We start from the raw sequence: 21472 nt of genomic DNA, 5'->3' as shown, positions 1-21472 counted from the left end.
TTTTACATGAAATAAAACAGCAGCCCCCACAGAAGCGCGAACGCCTCCCGGGGGCTGCTTTTCATCCGAATCATACCTGCATTTGAGCTCCGCTCTGGTAGCTCAGCAGTTTGCTGAAGGAACCTTTGCTCTCCTGCGACAGCTGCAAATAACCGCCCTGCTGAATCACCTCGCCCTGCTCCATCACGATCACATGGTCCGCGTTCCGGATGGTGGACAGCCGGTGAGCAATCACAATCATGGTCATGCTTCCTTTGAGGCGTTCCAGCGCCTGCTGGATCAGAAGCTCATTTTCGCTGTCGAGCGCGCTGGTCGCTTCATCCAGAACAAGAATGCTCGGCCGCTTCAAAATCGCCCGGGCCAGCACCAGCCGCTGGCGCTCTCCGCCCGACAAGCGAACGCCCCGGTCCCCGATGACCGTGTCCAATCCCTGCGGCAGCTTGCGGACGAACTCGGCCGAGGCCGAGAACTCCAGCGCCTGCCATAGATCGTCATCCTGCGCATTGGGGTCCACCAGCTGCAAATTGTAGCGGATGCTCTCGTTGAACAGGAACGGATCCTGAGCTACGTATCCGATCGAGCCGCGCAGCGCTAGCAGCTGGCGTTCGCGCTGGAGCGAAACGCCGTCCGCCCGCACCTCGCCCTCTTCCGGATGGATCAGCCCCATCAGCAGGTCGACCAGGGTGCTTTTTCCAGCGCCGGATTTGCCGACGATAGCGGTCATGCGGTTAGCCGGAATATGGACATGGATATCGCGCAGCGCGTATTGCGGCTCCTTGGGGTTGTACCGGTAGCTGACATCGGTGCAGCTGATTCCGTCTACCAAGGCAAGCTTCGAAGCCCCCGCCGCTTCCGGGCTGATCAGCTCCTGCTCCGCTTCGTACTCCTGCTGCAGCTTCCGCATGTCATGAAACGCCGGCAGATTCGAGCTGAGCTGCTCCAAATTCGACTGAATGCCGATAAATCTTGGCCACAGTCGGGTAAAAATGAGCACAACCGTAATCAGCTGCTCCGGCGGAGTATGCAGTACCGCGATCGCCACGTACATAAATGCCGCGATCAGCACGACGGAGGACAGGCGGTAAATAACCTGCGACATGGAGTTCACCCGGCCGAACTCGAGGAAGTTATGCTCCATTTGGTCGGTCAGCTTACGGAACCAATGGATGTGGGACGCCTCCAGCCGGTTGCTTTTGATATCCTTAATGCCGCCGAAATGGTCGCTGATGCCTGCAAAATAATGCTTGGACAGCTCGGTGGTCTCCTCCCCGATCCGCTTGGACCTTCGTACAAACCGCCGCGCAAACAGAGCAAGCACTCCCCCGCTGACCAGCACCATCACTGTCAATGCCGGCGACAGCCACAAGGCCAGGGCAATTTGAAGCACGGTAAAGATCAGCGACGTCACCATCTGTAAAAATAAAGTCGTGCCGTAATTGACCCGCCCCAGCTCATTGGACATCACGTGGTTGAAATCCGACCGGCGTTTGCGCAGGTAGAACTCCCACTTGGCCCGCAGCAGCCCTTCATACGTCTCGGTCCGCAGCGTCCGGATAAAGGATTGAATAATCCTTGCGTTCAGGAGGGTCTGGCTCCGCTGCAGCAGCGCTTGTCCACCCAGGATGAGGACATAGACCGCCAGGACCAGCGGCAGGCTGAGCTGCAGGGACCAGGAATGGATCAGTCCGGTAAACGGGGCCAAAAACGGCAGGCTCCCCGAATCCATTTGCAGCAGGCCGATCATGCCCAGCAGCGGAACGATCAAATACATGCCGATGCCGTCCAACAGGCTGATGAGAAGGGTCATGGACATGTTCAGGTACAGTTTGCCTCCGGCGACCCGCTGGATTTTGCGAATATAGTAGAATAAATCCTTCATTGTACGTAGCTCCTTATCCGGATTGCCGCGTCATGAGCCCGGCCTCTCGGTCCGCTGCCGCTCCGTTTCCGAAAATGCCCACAACCGTATACTTCTCGTGCCCTTCCCTTCCCGTCACGATGTACGACCCGCAGCGCAGCCAGGCGTGAGCCGCCAGCCGCCCCTGCTCGTCCCTGCCGCTTCCCAAATACAGCGTGCTCGACAGGCCGCGGTGCTCCAGCATTTTCATGGCGGCGATCGCCTTGACCAGGCATTGGCTCTCCCACCACGTGTACCGGCTCATCCCGTGAACGGCTTTGGAGACTTGGCGGATGGTCAGCAGTTCCTGTCGGCTAAGCTCCTCCTCCGGCGTCTCCTTCATATAGCTCCCCAGGGAAGGGGCGACTTTGGCGAACGGAAGTGCCTTCAGCACTCTTCCCCATGCCAGGAGCACGTAGGCTTCGGCATACATCGTCTTCTGGGCCCATGGAAAACGGACAAAAGCGCGCAGCTGCCTAATCCAGCTCATGCCCGCTTCTCACCTGGATCAGACCCTCCGCCGCAAGCTTGTTCAGAAACGGATGCACCTGCTGCTCGCACACTTCCGGCCCGATATCATACTCTTCGACCAATTGACCCACCAGATCTGTCAGGCTGGTCGGCGCAGCAATCAACTCCCAGATCCGCCCGCCGATCTGCCCCAGGTTGTAATACTTTCCAGTCTCGATACTCAGCATGACTTTCTCCCCATCCATGTCGCTGACGAGATAGCCGGGGGATTGGGAGATGATGTTGGCTGCAATGAGCTCTGTGTTCATAGAAAAAACCTCCTAATAAATTTAATGTTCGATATTCCTCTTATTTGTTAGAAAAAAAGGGGGTGCTATAGGTTAGGTTAGGTTAGGTTAGGTTATTCTCTATGAGAGAAGCCTCTTTCATTACCCTCCTCTTTCCAATAAGTTTGCCGATTTTAATTGAAGGAACCTCAAGCCATTTCCATGAAAGAAAAGATATTAATATTAGTGGAATCAGCGACATTAGGACAAGGCTCCAGGTGCTGAGATATTTATCTAATAAGGATACAAAAGTGAACAAAACAGTGGCATGGAATAAGTAGAGACTATATGATATTTTTCCAAAAAAACTAATCGGCTTCCAATTTAACAAATTAGAGAATCTTGTGCTTGAAATAGCAGCAATAATCACAATACTGACACCTATAGCTATTCCCCAGTCAGAGACTGCTTTTGAAAATGGTAAGGATTCAATAGAAACCCCTCTGGAATATGTGTAACCAAGAAAAGCAATGAAAAGTAGCAATATTTTATGACTTAGCTTAAGTAACATGAATTTTCTTTGCAAATAACTCCTTTGTTTTGCAAGTAGAGCGCCTATAATAAACATTGATGTATAATGTAAGCTATAAAACCAACTCGTTTGGTAGCCTAATGATTCTTCAAATTCAAATACAAGATTAGCTCCTCCAATGGCTGAGCAGCACAGAGCAATCATGATTGATATTTTCCAATCTAAACGATTTATTAAAATCATTAGTAGAGGGAAAATAATCGAGATCCTCATTTCATGAATTAAAGACCAGACAACTGGATTAAAAGATGTTGTTTCGTGATCACTTAAAATATTTATTTGCTGTAGATAAGTATAAAAATCAGCCTTTTCAACCCACTTTCCGCTTGCCCAATCAGAAATTCCCACACCTCCACGGAACAATATGTTACATAGGAGCAATGTTATTGTGATTGAAACTAGAAAAGGGAGATATATTCTAAATATTCGTCTAACTAAATAGGAACGATACGTCTGTTTTTTACCCTCGATAAAAGACAAAGACAATACAAATCCGCTAAGGATAAAGAAAAAAATAACTGCTTCTGGCCCGGAAACAAGTACATAAAGAGGTGTATAGAGAATTAAAGGAGAAAAACTTGTACACACCAGAACACAGTGAGTTATTAAAACAACTAATGAAGCCAGCCCACGTAATGAATCCAGTTGATCAAACCTACCCACAAAATTTCCTCCTACCTTTGCAGAAGTACCCTTAAACGTGAAATTCAACTGGTATTAAGTCTTTGTGTTTTATATACCAGTTAATGGTTTGCTGTAGCCCTTCGGCAAACCTATATTCGGGCCTCCATCCGAGCTCATTCATAATTTTTGCCGGATTGTTGGCATATCGGTAATCCTGCCCCGGCCTGTCCGGGATGAACTCAATGAGGCTCCGGGGCTTTCCGAGCATATCCAGAATAAAATGCGTGACGTCAATCGTTTTCACTTCCTGATGTGAACCGATGTTATAAACCTCTCCACTGCGTCCCAGGTGCAGAACACGGTCGATTGCCGTATTGTTATCACGAACATAGACCCAGTCGCGGATGCTGAGCCCCTCGCCGTGGATCGGAATCTTCCTGTCCTGCAAAGCGTTCATGATGACCATAGGAATAAGCTTCTCCGGGTGCTGTGCAGGGCCGAATGTGTTGCCGAACCTGACGATATTAAACGGTAATCCATACGTGTTGCCGTATGAATGAATCAGCATATCGGCTCCAGCTTTACTGGCCGAATACGGATTGTTAGGAGCAATCGGGGAGTTTTCCGTAAAATAACCCGTGTCATCCAAAGAACCATAGACTTCGTCGGTTGAGATCTGCAGAAACAGCCCAATGTCGTAGCGGACTGCGGCATCAAGCAGAGATTGCGTTCCATTGATATTCGTGGCGACGAATGTCACCGGATCCACTATGCTCCGATCCACGTGGGATTCGCCGGCAAAATTGATGATAACATCAATCTGGTGCTCCCTGATGACGGCATCTACCAGTTCCCGGTCGCAAATATCGCCTTGAATAAAGGTATAGTGGTCATAGTCTGACAAGGCGGCGATATTTTGTATATTTCCCGAGTAAGTCAGCTTATCGAGATTAATGAAGCGGTATGAAGGATACTTCGGAAGCATCAGCCTCAGAAAGTTTCCCCCTACGAACCCCGCACCGCCTGTAACCAAAATGGCGGGGTTGTCCTTAAACCGTCGATTCACTTGCATGCCTCTCCTCTTTTCTTTCGGTTTTAGGATCAGCCGTTGTTCACGGGCTCTTTACTGAATACATAGCGCCAAAACCACAGAAACGGACGAAGGGGAAAATAGAGGAAATGCAGTAATTTAGGCAGTGGCAGCAGCGAAACATCCTTTGTGCTGGGGTAAAGATAATCCATGATCAACGACAGTTTTTCTTTTCTCGACATTAAAGAATGTAAATAGCGCTTGTAGTATGCCAATGTATCCTTATCACCGTTAGGGGATAAGTCAACAGGGTTCTTGATGAAAAACAGCGATGCTCTTGCAAGTTCCTCTGCGTACATATTACGGGATAGCTCTTCTAGGTCACCGCCTAATGGCGTTGACAACAGCCGATTCGTTAAAATGGCAGCCTGTCCTGCTAGATCCCGCTCCTTCCGCTGACGGTAGTGTTCCATCAGCTTTTGTACATTGAATGATTTTTTTTGAATCATCCGGTCTATATCACATAACCAGCGAAGACGGAACCAGCCATGTCTTGCGCCATGCGACACCAAGTACATAAACAGATCTCCGTCGCTTAAGTAATGAATAGGCCGTCCGGAGAAGGAGACCGTTGTTCGCCGATCCCACAGTGTTCTGAAAGAGGCCCCGGGTAGTTCCGCGCTCATCCGCCAGTGCAGTTCCACCTGAGTAAAATAGAGCGGATGCACGTAACTAATATGGTGCTTTTTCCGTTTCCAGGAGCCCAAAGTTTTCTCGTCCTCTGTAACATAGCCTAACTCAGACAAAATCCCTTCCGCTTTTTCCAAGTGTTTGGGGGAAACCAATACATCGAGATCTTTGGAGGTCCGAAGCGACAAGTCCCCGTATAGCTGTTGTGCTAGCACCGGACCTTTCAGGAAAATTGCTTCAACCTGATGTTCCATCAATGCAGAGTTGATTTTCTCCATTTCAGAGCTAAGACGCAGCATGCTGATCACATTAGCGGAATATTTGGAATACAGCGAATCCATTATAGAGCGTGGAACACTCTCCCGGCCCCGTTCCTTTAAACGCATGTACAACAACGGATAGACCCGGTGATGATAAGCAAGGCTGATCAATTCTTTCCAGTCTACCCCTTCTAAATCTTCTTCCCCCCACGGTCCAGACCCAATAATTCGGAGAAGCAGCGACAACTCCCTGGAAAAATTACTCGTATTCAGCGAGTTATTCATTCACATTTCTTCCTCTCATCCCTGCATCATAAAGACCGGGCTCTGCTCGCGAATCCCCTTGTTCAGGTTCGGCCGGCCAATGGAGTAATAAGCAAATTGTGTTTTTGCGATCTCTTCTTCCGAGTAAATATTCCGTCCGTCAATGAGGTTCGGAGTTTTCATCCAGGTTTCAAGCTCATAAAGCGAGATCTGCCTAAATTCCTGCCATTCTGTCAGAATGCACAGGGCATCCGTCTCCAGAGCTGCCTCTCTCGCTGTTTCGCAATATTTCACGTTGGCGTAGCCGAGCACGCTTCTAAAGTTATTAGTCGCAATTGGGTCGTAAGCCTTGACGACTGCCCCTCGATCAATAAGCGATTGGATAATTTCGATTGAAGGTGCATCACGAACATCATCCGTTTCCGGTTTGAAGGCGAGCCCCCAAATGCCAATGGTTTTTCCAGAGAGATCGCCAAGCAGCTGCTCCAGCTTACGGATCACGTTAAAGCGCTGCCCCCGGTTGACCTCAACTACCGATTTCAGCAGCTTGAAGTCGTAATTCATTTGCCCAGCAATCTGAATCAAAGCTTGGGTGTCTTTTGGGAAACAGGAGCCTCCGTATCCGATCCCCGCTTTCAAAAATGAGGAGCCAATACGGTTGTCGTATCCCATGCCTTCCGTCACTTTGGTAATATCTGCCCCGACCTTCTCGCAGATATTCGCGATTTCGTTGATAAAGGAAATCTTCGTCGCAAGAAAAGCATTGGAGGCATACTTGATCATCTCCGCGCTGCGGATATCGGTCACGAGAATATGTTCGGTCAGCCCCTGGTGAAGTTCCCGCATAATCTCAGCTGCCTGCTCACTCTCCGCGCCTATGACAATTCGATCAGGATGAAGCGTATCCTGAACAGCTGTTCCTTCTCGAAGAAATTCAGGCAGCGAGACACTGTCGAAATGAACCGTCGTCTGGCTCTGAACTAAATACCGGATGCGCTCGTTAGTCCCAACGGGAACGGTGCTCTTAATGCAGATGACCTTATAACAGTCAATGACCTCTGCGACTTCACGAGCCACTTGCTCAATATAAAAAAGGTTGGCCTCCCCATTCGGTAATGACGGGGTGCCAACAGCAATAATGATAATATCTGAAGCGGTGATCGCCTCTCTCAACTCGGTTTGGAAACGCAGTCGGCCTTCGGCAGAGTTTCGAATGACGAGCGGCTGAAGTCCAGGCTCGTAAATGGGAATTTCCCCTTTATCCAACTTTCGAATTTTCTCCACGTCTTTGTCCACGCAAATAACATCGTGACCAAGTTCCGCGTAGCAAACCCCGGATACCAGGCCGACATATCCCGTACCAACGACTGTAATTTTCAATCTAGCACACCTCACTCTTAATGAATTCTTCGTCAGATAAAGCAATACTGAAGAATTTCCTCCCAGCGCATTGCCAGTCTTACGATATCTTCCTCCACCAGCTCCGTTCCCGTTTGCACCTCAATAATCTCCATATCGGTTGCGGCCTTCAGGCTGTGTTTGCTCTGAGCCGGTATGACAATGACATCACCACTAGTGATCCGTCGATATTGTCCGTCCAGTATCATTTCACCGGAACCTGCAATGATCGTCCATACTTCCTTCCGCTTGTGGTGGTATTGATAGCTCAAATTTTTGCCGGCCTGAATACGAATTCTCTTCGTCAACACTTCCTGTCCGTCCTCATATTTTAGAAAGTCTAGTACACGGTATTGTCCCCAACGTCGTTCTTCAACCATCGGTCGAAGCTCGTCCGGGCTTACCAATTCTTTTATTCTTGGACTTGCCTCTTTATCGGATACAAGAATGCCATCTGGACTAATCGCAATGATAAGGTTGGATACGCCGATCGCCGTGACAGGAATATCCAATTCATTGATGACATGAGTATTTTGGGAATCCGGTGACAGCGTTCCTTTCCCGATTAATGGAGAGGCGATTTCTTCTGTCAGCGTATTCCAAGTCCCCAAGTCCTTCCACTCACCGTCATAAGGAATGACCACGATCTGTTCTGTTTTTTCCACCACTTCATAGTCAAAGCTCGTCTTCAGGAAACGGCCATATTGCCTAACAGCTTCCTCGTAGTGAATCGGCAGCTTTCTCTCGATTAACATATCGATGATAAATCCGAGCCGGAAAGCAAAAACCCCGCAATTCCAAAGCGCGCCTTGGCAGATCATATCGGCGGCTTCTTCTTCGCGGGGCTTTTCCCGAAAGCTGTGTACCTGTAAATATTCAGAAGTGTTGTCTTCTATCCTCTCAGGAACGATATACCCGTATTTTTCGGATGGGTACGTTGGAAGAACTCCAAGTAACGCCAGATCTGCACCCGAGGTTTGTACCACTCTCTCCAGCTTCCGGAGCCGATTAAAGAAGGGTTGCTCCACGAAGGGGTCCACAGGCATAACGATCATGACTTCATCCAGCGGCATATCCTTTATCGAATATAAGTAAGACGCCGCAAGAGCAATCGCCGGAAAAGTGTCTCTTTTCTCCGGTTCGATCACGATCTCAGCCTCGCTACCAATTTGGCTTTGGATCATGTCGACCTGCCCTTTACTTGTCGCAATGTAGGAGTCCTGTCTCAAACCTTCAGCCGCTAACTGGTCCCATACTCGCTGCAGCATGGAAATTCGCTCCCCGGATCCGGTTTCCAGCACTCTCAAAAACTGCTTCGATCTGGCGTCATTGGACAAGGGCCACAGCCGCTTGCCGCTGCCGCCGGACAACAGTACGATTTTCATACTCATTCACACCCTTTTTCCAAATTGGTCCCATTTCGTTTCGTTCAAGTATCCGACTTGGCCAGCCGTTTCTGTCTTACAACTGACAGCTTTCGCATCAGGAGCGTGCGAGCATTCATGATATTCAAGATGACGAACATAGCCGCATATACGACAGCTCCTACGGCGATTTGGCAGATTAAAGCCAGCAGTCCGGTCTGTCCGTTCAGCAGGAAAAGGACTAGCCCCATCACGAGAGAAGATCCAATAATTTTCGCGCTTTCCGCAAGGGGGAGCGGTAAATAAAAAACGTTCCTGGCCACAAACCAATTCGCCAGGAACGAACATAAATACGCCGTAAATGAGGATATCGCTGCTCCAGTGAGCCCAAGTCGGGGAATGAGTATAATATTAAAAATGACGTTGAGCACGATGCCTATTAATACAGGGATGGCCTGCATATAGGTTGTTCTTCCTAATTGAAAGGAGTTGTCAGTGTAGTATGCTTTTAAACCTTGAAAGAGCATGGCAAACGAGATGAGAGGTAAAATGACAGTGGCCTCTAGAGCGTAATCTATACCAAATACCACGCTTGTAATATTATTCGATAGGATCGTTAATCCCAGCACCGCCGGAAGGGAAATACCTAGCAGCAGCTGATAATTTTGTGTCAACTGCCCTTGCGCAGATTCATATCCCTCAGTTTCCAACCGTCGTATGACTAATGGAAGCGCGCTCAGATTCACAATCATCATCAGCATCCCCACAGTCTGCAGTGCAAAATCGAATGTGACGGAGTAGATCCCGGCAGCGGACTCACCTTCTAACCAACCAATCATCACTCGGTCAATCGACTGCATGATGTAGGCCATTCCACCGCTAATGATCAGCGGAAGCCCATACTTCACCAGCTCTACCAGAATGGAGCGGTCTACCGACCATCCTGCTCGAATGTTCCATTCCCGGATGAACACTACATTAGCCACAAGGGTCCCAAGTGAAATCCCAATCAGCAGGCCCACTTCGCCGTATCCCATCGCCAAGGCGAGCACCCCAAAGCCGAGGCTTGCCGCCGATTTCAACCCAGTCATCAACGTAAAGCGGAGCGGTTTTAAATTGGAGCGCTGCACGGCCTGCGACAGCTCAAACCATGCCGCCGTCCACAGGAAAAACAGCGTCACTGCCATCTGTACCACCGATTGGACTCCGGCAAGCACAAGCCCTGCTCCTGCCAGCAATGTGAACAAACAGCAACCGAGGTAACAAACGATCACAGTACTTAGAAGTTTGTTATATTTGCCTTTATCGTTATGGTATCTCGGGATATATCGAATCAGCCCCAGCCGAAACCATTGATACAACAAGGAATTAATTAGGTTAACATAAACAAGAATCAACGCATATCGGCCGTACTCTTCCGGTACAAGCAATCGGGTATAGAACACGATAGACAAGAAACCGACTGCTCCGGCAAACAGCTTTGCTACAAAGTAAATCAACCCATGCTTTATCATGTTTTTTCATCCCGGCTTTACGTTTAATAATAAAATTATTAAAAAAAGGATTGAACCGCTTGAGTAAAAACCGGTTCAATCCTTTTGCTGCTGGGCTTTACATTGTGGTAGATTTTATCCAGTGCATCCAGCATGTTTTCTATTATGAAATACTCTTCGTATAATTTCCCGCTATTTATACCATAATGTCTCATTAATGTTCGGTTATTAATAAGGATTTCGATCTTCTCTGCACCTTTTTCCGGATTCATCGGTTCAAACAAAAGTCCATTATAGCCATCGATAACAATCTCATTGTTACCAGTCACATTCGTTGCGATAATAGGCTTTTCAAGACTCAGGGCTTCAATTACGGAATAGGGCAATCCTTCGTATAGAGAGGTAATTAAGTAAACATCAAATGTACTGACTATATCGATAACGTCTTTTTTAAAGCCTAGCAGCTTAACTTTTTCCTCCAGTTTGTACATACGAATTCGCTTGTATAGTTCCTCTTTCAATTGTCCATCGCCCACGAATATGAATTCTACATTTGAATACTTTTCAACAATTCTTTTAGCAATCTCTACGAAAGTCAGAGGATCCTTTTGAATTTCCATTCTCATGGTAGTCCCAATTCGAATAGTTTTATTTTGAATGGGGTTTACTGAAATAGAGTTTGATGTAATTCCATTAAAAATCACAACCGAGTTATCTTCTTTTACGATGTTTTTCTCGATAGCATATTGTCTTTCCCCTTCTGATACATTGATGGTTAGTGTAGTTATTTTGCCTAAAAATTTCTCAATGAATATGTAGGCATTCCTTTTATTTTTGTTCAAGGTTTGATTTTGAAAGGAATATGCATGTGGTGTATAGATTACCTGATTAATCCTGCAGATTTTTGCAGCTAATCTTCCAATAGCCCCTGCTTTTGAACTGTGGCAATGGACAATTTCTGGCTGCACTTTTTTGATAATTTTAACAATTTGGTAAAGAGCCTTCAGATCATCAAACAAAGAGATATGATTAACGAAATTATTTACTGAGTAAAGTTGAATTCCTTTTTTTTTTAATGTATCAATATTAGCCCTAAACACTTCATCTGCACCAATTTCACTGTAGATGATTGACATATCATATTTGGACGTGTCGATATGATCTAGAACATCAATAATATGTTTCCTGACCCCACCAGCAGTTGCTTCACAAATATACAGAACTTTCTTCTTCATGGTTCTTTGACCTCCTCACCATTGAGTCAATCTGCACCATAATATCTTGCGCGGTTTTTCTCCAGCTGTACTTTAACGAATGTTCAAAGTTGTTGTCTCTCATGGTCTTTTGATCAGTATTTTTAATAACTGATTCTATCTTATTCGCAATATCAACGGGATCAAAGGGATCGCAGTAAACAGCATGTTCACCGCAAACCTCCTTAAGTGAGGAGGTATAAGAAACAACTACCGGGCAGCGGCATACCATCGCTTCAACTGGGGGTAATCCGAAGCCTTCGTATATTGAAGGGTACACGAAGCATGCCGCGTTCTCATAAAGTGATTTGAGTTCTTCGTCAGTAATATAGCCTGTAAATTTAACTTGATTATTTGTATTCGAAACCGTATCTGTTTTGAAAACTTGGCTATTTTGCATACCAACGATCACGATCTCAAGTTGCTCATTATTTTGTAAATATTTCAGACTTTCCACGATGGCACTGAAGTTTTTATTTGGACTTTTACTACTAACTGCTAGTAAGTATTTCTTCCCCCGCAAATCAAAACGATCCAAGATTGATTCATTAGATTCTTTGTTCACGATATGTTCGGTCCCCAAATACACTACAGTAATTTTCGAATCTTTCATTCTGCAGTATTTAATCAATTCACTTCTGGAGAAGTGTGAAACCGTCAAAATTCTTTTCGTGAACGATTTAATGAATTTAAACATAATTCGATACCAAATCAAAAAAGCCTTTGAGAAATTTTTTTGATTTGTGTAGACGGCAGCATCATGAATCATGACCATTTGATTGGATTTAAGGATTGGAGCCGGTCCGCAAAGATTAATAAGTAAGGAACCTTTAACGATGAATGGCAAAGTAATTTGTTCCCAGGCATGCCCATTTAAAAAACCAGCCTGTCTAATTTCAATATTCTTCAAATTTAACTTTGGAACATCAGTTTTACCAGGTGTGAGCACGACAAATCTGTATTGGGATGATAATGCTAGTTCGTCAAATGATTTCAAAACTTCCGTAGCCACCCTCTGTACTCCAGTGGTTACCTGACCTAAAAATCTTCCATTGATGTATATCGTTTTCGTAACGATCCCTCCATTTTCCCGCTGCGCATTCTATAACTGTTGTTATTAGATAATAAGCCGTGCTTGCTTCTAATAAATAGAAAGAATGAAATAAAAAATACCAGTAACCACGCTGGAAAGGCCCTGCCCTCTGACCAGTAAAGAACCCTTGGAGATTCTAGTAAGCCTACAAAAATAATAGGGTAATACAAGTAGCCGTAAATATTATTATAAGAAAACAAGTGATAGATAAAGCCGCATCCCATTCCTGCGATGAGCCAAAAAAAGAAGCCACCCACGTGGCCAAAATCGATGTAAGGAAGAAAAAGTCCACTCGGATTATTGAACTCAGGGTTACCCATGCTAGCTAATGTCCCAGCAAAGTTAAAATCGCTTGGAACCCCAGTTAATTTATTTGCATCAAGGTAAGAACCTAGAATAGGAAAGTCCCACAACCATGTCGTCGTAAAGTAGGGAAAAGATAACGGCTTTCTAAATACATCGATTAGCATAGAACCGTTATTTAATCCAGTCACATAATAGCCAGTGATACGTGTAACACAAAATTCTATAAATGAACTCTCCTTCAGAGCATAGTAGTTACTCCACGAACGGAAGTATTCGGAAACAGAAAAATAGACTGCGAACACAACTAAACCAATTAACGGGGAGAGGTTTACCATAATCCTTGTCTTTCCACTTAGTCCAGATTGAGCCTTGATCCCCAACCAGCAAACAATAATCGGGATAACTAGCTCCAAGGCAGCCAATCGTTCAGAAAGAAAAAAGGCTCTGAAAAAAGTAATAACTAAAAGGATGATCATTTTACTTTTGATTTTGGACCAGCCAAAGTTCAGCCCCACATATACGCTTAAAATTGATGCAACGATTCCAAACTGGGTAAATGTTGTAATGCCAGATACCGTGCTGAACAAATGTTTTAAATCATACATGGCCCCCTTGCTTCCTTGTAGCATTCCAATCAATACGGAAAAACTTAATCCTCGAGTCAATGCAACGTAAAACCAATAGATATACCCGAAGAAAGTAAATAAATAGGATACATTTAAAAAAAACATCAAGAATGAATAATCTTTTTCTCTTCTTCTAATTGATTGAGGCCGAGGTATACTTCTCTTGTCGTAGATTCCCTTTAAAACAATTACCATAAAGGCCGAACCTATTAAAAATAACAAGACTGAAAATATAGAAACTTGAAAAAGTTCCTTACTTAAGTATTTGGGTGTTCCCCAGTTATTTAGGAAAGAATTTGAGGACAAGTGATTAGCTATTACAACATTAGGGACAATCATAAATGTAAAGACAACGCCAGGATTTAACCACCATATCGTTTTTTTCATAGAATCCCCGATTCATTCTTTAAGTAATTCACCCATAGCTTATTTGTTCCACGAATTGCATGAGCTCTTCTGTCTTATATTCCCATGAGTGTTTCGAGACCATTGTCTTAATAATCTTCCTGTGTTTTTTTTGATATACCAATGCTTCAGATATTTTACGAATGAACTCTGTGTCATTATCATAAAGGAATATAAACTCCTCTTTACGGCGTTCGATTTCAGCAGATTTTTTAGAAACTACAGCCAACCCAGCTGCCCCATATTCATATAACTTCATGGGACTTCTGCCATGGTTGGATTCATGAGATGATAAAGGGAGCAAGCCTATCTCGCAGGCATTCAAATAATATGGGATATGCTGATAGGAGCGCTGCCCTAAGAAATATATATTTTTTATATTTGAAACTCGTTCTGCAAAATTTAGATGATCGCGACCAATCAAAATAATGCTGAGGTCGGGCTTGGCAGATGCTAATCGTATCAACGAATCAACATCCAGCCGCTTGTCCATCGCCCCAATGTAAATAGCGCGGGGATGAGGAATTGCTTTCATGTCCTCCGGCTCTTCTGATTGAACATTAAAATGCGAATATTCAACTCCATTTTCCATTAATAGTCCAGGTAAATTCAGACTTAAAGATTGCAGATGTTCAAGAACGGGCATTGAAGTCCCTATTAATCCATGCATCCGACTGAGAACTTGTGATTCAGCTATAGTAATCGAGTCATCTTCTGACATCTGGCTGTAAAGATCCGTTGCACGATAAATTTTCACTTTACCTTCGAGTTTCTTTTCAATGCCAACAAAATTAGGCTGATCTATAAAAACAACATCTGCATCACGAAACTCATAATAATCCGTTATAGTTTTTAAGCTGGGAAAACATATCATTTCGGTCGTCAAGTTAATTTTGAACTTCCGATAAATTTTATTTGAGATTTTCCATGGAAACAGGGATAATGGAACGATATTTTTCACCTCATCCCGGTTAAAGCTTTTCCATTTGCGCCAAAGTTGAAATCGATCTTGATTTTCTTTTCTCGTTTTTTTATTCAGCCAATGAAACGGGGTGACAGGTGTGCTAATATGCAATACATCATGCCCCATCTTCCGCAATTGAGATGCCAAATGGTGGGAACCTACAACGTACGTACCTCCCATATAGGTATGACTAACAAAAATGATCTTTAATTTCTCAGCCATTTTAATTACTCCTATGGATTAAGTCTAATAAGCCCCTTTACTTCTGATCATCATCATGACTGTTTTAAACATGATTTTAAAATCGAACGTAAAGCTTTGATCTTTGATATACCGCAAATCCAGCTCCACCATCTCGCTGAAGCTCAGCTCGTTTCGCCCGCTCACCTGCCAGAGGCCGGTGCACCCGGGTATGACCCTTAGGCGCAGCTTATCGTAGCTGCTGTATTCCGCCACCTCCCGGGGAAGGGCCGGCCGGGGACCGACGAGGGACATATCTCCGCGAACGACGTTCCAGAGCTGCGGCAGCTCGTCGATGCTCGTTTTGCGGATGACGGCGCCCACCCGGGTGATGCGCGGGTCCTTTTTCATTTTGAACATGGCACCGCTGATTTCGTTTTGCTCCAGAAGTCCATCCAGCAGCTCTTCGGCATTGGATACCATGGAGCGGAACTTGTACATCCGGAAGGGCTTTTCGTCTTTACCGATACGGGTTTGTCCAAAAAAAACGGACCCTTTCGGGTCCTCCAGTTTAATCAGTATCGCGACGATCAGAAACAGCGGTGAGAGCACGACAAGGCCGATCAGCGCAAGGACGATATCCGTCGCTCTTTTAAACGCTTGATAGATGACCCGGGGATTGTCGTTCTCCAGAACATATGGCGAGTACGCCGGCGTACCCTCGAATGCGACATCCGACTCGTTTCTTTGCGGTGTGGGAGAGATCACCACCTATCACCTCACTAGCGATTTATTTTGCCGAGCTGTTCCCGCTCGAGAATATGCTCCATCCCCTGCAACAGCGGGTTGCGCAGTTCTTCATACTGCAGCGCAAAATCCAACGTCGTCATGATGAAGCCCAGCTTCTCGCCGACATCGTAACGCGTGCCTTCGAAATCGTAAGCATAGACGCCCTGGCTCTCGTTCAGCTTTTGAATGGCGTCAGTCAGCTGAATTTCCCCGCCGGCTCCCTCTTCCTGTAGTTCCAGGTAGCTGAAAATTTCCGGCGTCAGAACATACCTGCCCATAATGGCCAGGTTCGACGGAGCCTGTCCTGCCGGCGGTTTCTCCACAAAATAGCTCACTTCGTGTAAACGTCCGAACTTCTCCAAGGGCGCAACCACCCCATACCGGTGCGTCTGTTCGCTCGGAACGGTCTGCACGCCGATGACGGACCTTTCAACTTGCTCGTACTGCTCCACCAACTGGCGGATGCAGGGCACCTCGGACTGTACGATGTCATCCCCAAGCAGCACTGCAAAGGGCTCGTTGCCAATAAAGTTGCGGGCGCACCACACGGCATGCCCCAGCCCTTTGGCTTCCTTCTGGCGTATGTAGTGAATCTCTACGTTGGAGGACCGGCGGACTTCGTCCAAAAGGTCAAACTTCCCCTTGCTGAACAGATTGTTCTCCAGCTCAAACGCATGATCGAAATGGTCCTCGATGGAGCGCTTGCCTTTGCCGGTCACGATAATAATGTCCTCGATTCCGGACGCCACCGCTTCTTCTACGATGTACTGAATCGTCGGCTTGTCGACGATCGGCAGCATTTCCTTCGGCATCGCTTTGGTCGCGGGTAAGAACCGGGTTCCAAGCCCCGCTGCGGGAATAATCGCTTTTTTCACTTTCCTCATCTCATTCACTACCCATCTTTTATATTTTTCTTTGTACCCCAGATGCATGCTGTGTATGTAGAAAACCTAGCTATATGCTCTTCGCAAACAGGGAAAAGACCATAGCTCCATTTTCTAGAAACAGGGCATTCAACCCGTCCTCACATCACACCCTCGACAATGAATGTCTAAGGTCCATAGGACCCACAGCGTGACCGAGTGCCTCCAGTGATAAAGGTGCAGTAGGCATTACCTTCTTGAAAAACATGTCTTTATTGAGCCTGCATACCGTAATGGTCCGCAGCAAAGGCCTGCTGGTCGCGGCCGCTTCGGTTAAGCACCAGCCCCAGCATGTTGGCCTTCACATGATCCAGCTGTTCCTTGGCCGCCCTCAGGTGGCTCCGTTTGATCTTGCCGGCGGCAACTACCATGATGACACCGTCGCATAACGCACTCGTGATGACGCCGTCTGATACCGCAAGCACCGGCGGCGTATCGATCAGGATGACGTCGTACTCCTGCCGGAGCTGCACCAGCATGTCCTGCATGGCTGCCGAATCCATCAGCTCCGCCGGATTGGCCGGCACAGGGCCGGCCGTCAGCAGGGACAGATGGTTGATGCCCGTCTCCTGGATGGCCTTCTGCACCAGTACGTCCCCGGCCAGCACCGTACTAAGCCCATACCCGTTGGACAAAGAATAGATGTCATGCAGCGCCGGCTTGCGCATATCCGCGTCAATCAGAAGCACCTTCCGGCCTTCCATCGCGTAGGTCACCGCCAAATTGCTGACCGTTGTCGTTTTGCCTTCGGAAGAACGCGTCGATGTGACCATGATGACCTGATGCGCCGCGTCTTTGGGGGAAAAATGAATTTTGGTCCGGAGCAGCCGGTATGCCTCGGATACCCGGGAGGTTGGATTCCCGGATACGACCAGGGCTTCTTTATTGATTGAGCGTCGCATACTTGCCTTCACCTACTTTTTGATTTGGTATACTTGTGCCGCTTCGGGTTTTCAAATCCGCCCGGTTCATTTCGCCGATGACCGCAAGCACCGGCATGTCCAAAATTTCCGCAGCCTCGGCCTCCGTTCTCACCGTATCGTCCAGATAGTCAAGCAGGAAAACCAGTCCGATGGCGAGCATCAGGGAAACCACGAAGCTGATCAGCATGTTCATGACCGGGTTAATGTTGATCGGTCCAGGGGAGGCCTTGGTGTCGGCTTCGCTAAGAATCGTAATGTTGTCCACGTTCATAATGCGGGGAATCTGTTCCTTAAAAACCATGGAGACGGCATTGACGATTTTGGCCGCCCGGGTATAGGACGGATCCTGATACACCAGGTTCATGACCTGCGAATCATTGGCTGAAGTGACAGAGATCATCGCTGCAAGTTCACCGGGCGATGCTTTCAGATCGGGATATTTTTGCACGACTTTGTTCATAATGGCGGACGACTTGATGATTTCTTTATAGGAGTTAATGAGGAAGATGCTGGTCTGGATCGTTCCGGCATTCAGGCTGGCCCCGCCGTCCGCGGAGGCGGATTGGTTTACGATCAGTTTGGCGTTGGCCTCATAGACCGGCGTCGTGAGGTAGAGGCTTTTGATTCCGGTAGCCGCAACGGCAATAACGACTATCGCCGCAATTAACCACCACTTTTTTACAATGATTCGAAAATACTGTTTAAGCTCCATAAACACGCTACCCCCGCTAATCATTTTTCAACTGCAGTTGTGGGTCACACCTTACCGATACAATATGTATTATTCATCCTACACTTTAAGATACAAAATGTATCATGTCAAGCAAATGACTCTAATTTTTTTCGAAAAGCGACATGATTATGCAGCGAAAAACCGCTTTCATCCGCATTTCCATGCATATTCAGACAGTTAAAATCCCCATTCTCTTTCCTGGCGTTAAAAAAAGTGACGGCCTGCAAACTTGAAATCCGAAAAATGCTGCTATATACTTGCCGAAAAAAGTTACATTATGTATCGTGCAGATGCCTTCCCTCATCTCAGAACGGACACATATATAATGGAAGCGCTTTAAATGAAGGAGGAATTATGCGCATTTTTCTCACCGTGACGTGGGCGGTCTGCCTGTTCGTCTTTACCTGTTCTTTCGATTTCAACGCCCTTCTCCACCATCACCAGGCGGATTTCCGGCTGAACCCCTCACCCGATTGGAGTGAGCTGCTCAAGCTTGATTTACAGTGGTCGAGCGAGGCCTGGATCAACCGAAAAATCGGGCATTTTATCGGTTTCTTTCTATTGGAACTGCTCTTGTCCAATTTGCGCGGCTCGAAGCTTGCCGTCATGACGGCGATCTTGTTCGCAGCGTTAACCGAGGTTCTTCAGCTGTATTTTTTTCGAAGCGGACGGATTTATGACATCGTGAACGATACGTTCGGCATCCTCTGCGCTTACCTGTTGTGCCTTATGCTCCAGGCTTATATGAAGCGGACAACCCGTGCCAGAACGTCAGCGCGGTCTCCGCGTTCAGCTCTCCCATCCGACAAAAAGCAAACCAGGTAATCTTTCCTCATCCAAATTCACTACATTTCGCACGCTGAAAAAATATGTTGATACAATATGTATACATGTAGTATGATACAGAAGAACTAGATACATATTGTCGCAAATTGTTTGAACGGTACATAACGGAGGAAGATGTCATGAGCGCAATTGCGGGGATTTACCGGTTTAGCCAAGACCCCTTAGACGTCAGCGCCGGAGCGCCCATTATGGAGTCGCTGAAACGGTATCCGGCAGACCGGAGTTCGGTATGGCAGCAGGGCCATGTGTGGTTTGGCTGTCACGCCCAGTGGATCACGCAGCAGTCTGCCCACGAATTGTTGCCCTTCTATTGCGCAGAACGCAGGCTGGCCATTACCGCCGACGCCATCATCGATAACCGGGATGATCTGATGGATGGGCTGCAGGTCCCTACCCGTGGAAGACAAGCCATGACGGACGGGGAAATTCTGCTGCTCGCTTACGAAAAATGGGGAGAGTCGATGCCGGAGCGTTTAGTCGGCGACTTTGCTTTTATGATCTGGGACGGGAACAAGCAGATGCTGTTCGGAGCCCGGGATTTCTCCGGTGCGCGAACGCTCTATTATCACCGGAACGGGGAACAATTGTCCTTCTGCACGGCCATTCGCCCGCTGTTAGCCCTGCCGTATGTTCGCCAGGAGCTGAACGAACCTTGGCTGGCCGAGTTTCTGGCTATCAGCGGGGTTTTTGAGCCGCCGGACTTATCTACAACGGTTTACCGGCATATCGAGCAGCTGCCGCCTTCGCATACGCTCACGGTCCGCAGCCGCCAGGTGTCCGTCTCCAGATACTACAGCTTGACGGAGACTTCCCCCCTGCAGCTTAAGACTTCCGAAGAATATCAGGAAGCTTTCCGCGACGTGTTTAACCGGGCCGTTACCTCAAGGCTGCAGCGGACAAGCCGGATGGTGGGGGCTCATTTAAGCGGGGGACTGGATTCCGGATCAGTTGCTGGTTTTGCGGCGAAAGCGCTGGAGCGTGATCACCGGAAACTGCATACGTTCAGCTACGTACCCGAAGACGGCTTCGAGGATTGGACGCCCAAGCGGAGACTCGCTGACGAAAGACCGCTCATCCGTCAGACCGTCCAGCATACGGGTAACATCGAGGACAGCTACCTCAGCTTTAACGGCCGCAGCCCGTATACGGATATCGACTACTGGCTGGACATTATGGAGACACCCTACAAATTTTTCGAAAATTCATTCTGGCTTCGGGGAATTTACGAACAGGCGCATGAGCGCGGGGTGGGCATTCTGCTGAATGGCGCAAGAGGAAATTACAGCATCTCCTGGGGCAACGCCTTGGACTATTATGCCAAACTGATGAAAAAAATGGCGTGGGTCCGCCTGCGCGGGGAGATTAACCAATACAGTATGAACATTGGCGTAGGACGCAGACGCATCATAGCCGAGCTCTGCAAGCAGGCCTTTCCGCTTCTGAAGCGCCGGCATGCCGCCTCGTCCGCCAATGAATTTCCGCAGCTGGTTAACCCGGCATTCGCCAGACAGGCCGGCGTTTACGACAAGCTGACGGACAGGCAGTTCACCGAAATCGGATCGGGCGAAGACCTTCCCTCCGACCCGGTGGAGGCGAGAAAGTATCATTTTGACAGCTATAACGTATGGAGCACGACGGGAACAAGCGTCAGCAAGCTGTCGCTGCAGTATCCCCTCTGGGCGCATGATCCGACCAACGACCTGCGCGTCATCCGGTTCTGCCTTTCGGTACCGATGGAGCAGTATGTGCAGAACGGCCTCGACCGCGCGTTGATCAGACGCTCTGCCCAAGGTTACCTTCCAGACAACGTCCGGCTGAATCAGCGGCTCAAGGGGATCCAGGCGGCCGATATCCTCCACCGGATGACTCCGCACTGGTCGCAAATGATCCAAGAGCTGGACCAACTGTGCCGGGATTCCCGCATGCAGCAGGTGCTGAACATCCCTGTCGTACGCAAAGCGCTTGACGAAGCCAGAAACGGGATGCACCCAAGCCAGGCCTACAGCCCGGCCATCAAGGTGCTGATGCGAAGCTTGATCGTGTACCGCTTTCTGGAGCGAAACTTTTGAAAGGAGGTGAAAT

Annotated in this window: 19 protein-coding genes; 2 read left to right on the top strand and 17 right to left on the bottom strand. The window is 47.5% G+C overall.

Annotated elements, in window-relative coordinates:
* Positions 1 to 70: 70 nt before the first annotated feature.
* The 17 genes from ABIE48_RS05195 to ABIE48_RS05115 form a co-directional block, all read right to left on the bottom strand.
* Complete coding sequence (locus tag ABIE48_RS05195) at positions 71 to 1879, bottom strand: ABC transporter ATP-binding protein (RefSeq protein ID WP_192715151.1); 1809 nt, start codon at positions 1877 to 1879, stop codon at positions 71 to 73.
* A 13-nt stretch (positions 1880 to 1892) separates the two neighbouring features.
* A complete protein-coding gene (locus ABIE48_RS05190) occupies positions 1893 to 2387 on the bottom strand; it encodes a lasso peptide biosynthesis B2 protein (RefSeq protein ID WP_192715152.1) in 495 nt (164 codons plus the stop codon).
* A complete protein-coding gene (locus ABIE48_RS05185) occupies positions 2374 to 2676 on the bottom strand; it encodes a lasso peptide biosynthesis PqqD family chaperone (RefSeq protein WP_145025109.1) in 303 nt (100 codons plus the stop codon). The genes ABIE48_RS05190 and ABIE48_RS05185 overlap by 14 nt, the downstream gene beginning before the upstream one ends.
* A gap of 82 nt (positions 2677 to 2758) precedes the next feature.
* Positions 2759 to 3889 (bottom strand): acyltransferase family protein, encoded by a 1131-nt coding sequence (locus ABIE48_RS05180; protein ID WP_186326012.1) that lies wholly within the window; start codon positions 3887 to 3889, stop codon positions 2759 to 2761.
* 31 nt (positions 3890 to 3920) lie between these two features.
* Positions 3921 to 4916 carry a dTDP-glucose 4,6-dehydratase gene (rfbB, locus tag ABIE48_RS05175; protein WP_354518434.1) on the bottom strand — a complete coding sequence of 332 codons (996 nt, stop codon included), beginning with the start codon at positions 4914 to 4916 and terminating at the stop codon, positions 3921 to 3923.
* Between the two features lie 35 nt (positions 4917 to 4951).
* Positions 4952 to 6115 carry a nucleotidyltransferase domain-containing protein gene (locus tag ABIE48_RS05170; RefSeq protein WP_145025115.1) on the bottom strand — a complete coding sequence of 388 codons (1164 nt, stop codon included), beginning with the start codon at positions 6113 to 6115 and terminating at the stop codon, positions 4952 to 4954.
* A gap of 15 nt (positions 6116 to 6130) precedes the next feature.
* Positions 6131 to 7474 carry a UDP-glucose dehydrogenase family protein gene (locus tag ABIE48_RS05165; RefSeq protein ID WP_145025117.1) on the bottom strand — a complete coding sequence of 448 codons (1344 nt, stop codon included), beginning with the start codon at positions 7472 to 7474 and terminating at the stop codon, positions 6131 to 6133.
* A gap of 32 nt (positions 7475 to 7506) precedes the next feature.
* Positions 7507 to 8877, bottom strand: a complete 1371-nt coding sequence (locus ABIE48_RS05160; protein WP_145025119.1) for a sugar phosphate nucleotidyltransferase — start codon at positions 8875 to 8877, stop codon at positions 7507 to 7509.
* 44 nt (positions 8878 to 8921) lie between these two features.
* On the bottom strand, positions 8922 to 10370 hold the full coding sequence (locus ABIE48_RS05155; RefSeq protein WP_192715153.1) for an oligosaccharide flippase family protein: 1449 nt from the start codon (positions 10368 to 10370) through the stop codon (positions 8922 to 8924).
* Positions 10371 to 10408: 38 nt separating this feature from the next.
* Positions 10409 to 11584 (bottom strand): glycosyltransferase family 4 protein, encoded by a 1176-nt coding sequence (locus tag ABIE48_RS05150; RefSeq protein WP_145025123.1) that lies wholly within the window; start codon positions 11582 to 11584, stop codon positions 10409 to 10411.
* Positions 11556 to 12614 (bottom strand): glycosyltransferase family 4 protein, encoded by a 1059-nt coding sequence (locus ABIE48_RS05145; protein WP_260869396.1) that lies wholly within the window; start codon positions 12612 to 12614, stop codon positions 11556 to 11558. The genes ABIE48_RS05150 and ABIE48_RS05145 overlap by 29 nt, the downstream gene beginning before the upstream one ends.
* Before the next feature lie 26 nt (positions 12615 to 12640).
* Entirely contained in the window at positions 12641 to 14014 is a 1374-nt protein-coding gene (locus ABIE48_RS05140; protein WP_145025127.1) for an O-antigen polymerase, read from the bottom strand.
* A gap of 28 nt (positions 14015 to 14042) precedes the next feature.
* Positions 14043 to 15218, bottom strand: a complete 1176-nt coding sequence (locus ABIE48_RS05135; RefSeq protein ID WP_186326013.1) for a glycosyltransferase — start codon at positions 15216 to 15218, stop codon at positions 14043 to 14045.
* A 24-nt stretch (positions 15219 to 15242) separates the two neighbouring features.
* A complete protein-coding gene (locus ABIE48_RS05130; protein WP_192715378.1) occupies positions 15243 to 15941 on the bottom strand; it encodes a sugar transferase in 699 nt (232 codons plus the stop codon).
* Between the two features lie 17 nt (positions 15942 to 15958).
* A complete protein-coding gene (gene galU, locus ABIE48_RS05125; protein ID WP_145947059.1) occupies positions 15959 to 16849 on the bottom strand; it encodes a UTP--glucose-1-phosphate uridylyltransferase GalU in 891 nt (296 codons plus the stop codon).
* 251 nt (positions 16850 to 17100) lie between these two features.
* A complete protein-coding gene (locus tag ABIE48_RS05120) occupies positions 17101 to 17790 on the bottom strand; it encodes a CpsD/CapB family tyrosine-protein kinase (RefSeq protein ID WP_145025133.1) in 690 nt (229 codons plus the stop codon).
* Positions 17771 to 18523 carry a YveK family protein gene (locus ABIE48_RS05115; protein ID WP_192715154.1) on the bottom strand — a complete coding sequence of 251 codons (753 nt, stop codon included), beginning with the start codon at positions 18521 to 18523 and terminating at the stop codon, positions 17771 to 17773. Before ABIE48_RS05115 ends, ABIE48_RS05120 begins: the two co-directional genes overlap by 20 nt.
* A gap of 375 nt (positions 18524 to 18898) precedes the next feature.
* Here ABIE48_RS05115 and ABIE48_RS05110 point away from each other — a divergent pair, with 375 nt between their 5' ends.
* Together ABIE48_RS05110 and ABIE48_RS05105 are read left to right on the top strand one after the other, a co-directional pair.
* Positions 18899 to 19369, top strand: coding sequence for a VanZ family protein (locus ABIE48_RS05110; RefSeq protein ID WP_192715155.1), 471 nt, complete (start codon positions 18899 to 18901; stop codon positions 19367 to 19369).
* Positions 19370 to 19509: 140 nt separating this feature from the next.
* Positions 19510 to 21459: an asparagine synthase-related protein gene (locus ABIE48_RS05105; protein WP_192715156.1), complete on the top strand. Its 1950-nt coding sequence runs from the start codon at positions 19510 to 19512 to the stop codon at positions 21457 to 21459.
* Positions 21460 to 21472 lie beyond the last annotated feature (13 nt).

Source organism: Paenibacillus sp. OAE614, from assembly GCF_040546645.1.
GTDB lineage: Bacteria > Bacillota > Bacilli > Paenibacillales > Paenibacillaceae > Paenibacillus_AQ > Paenibacillus_AQ favisporus.
Note: the sequence above shows the minus strand (reverse complement) of the source record. Positions and strands in the feature narration are given on the sequence as shown.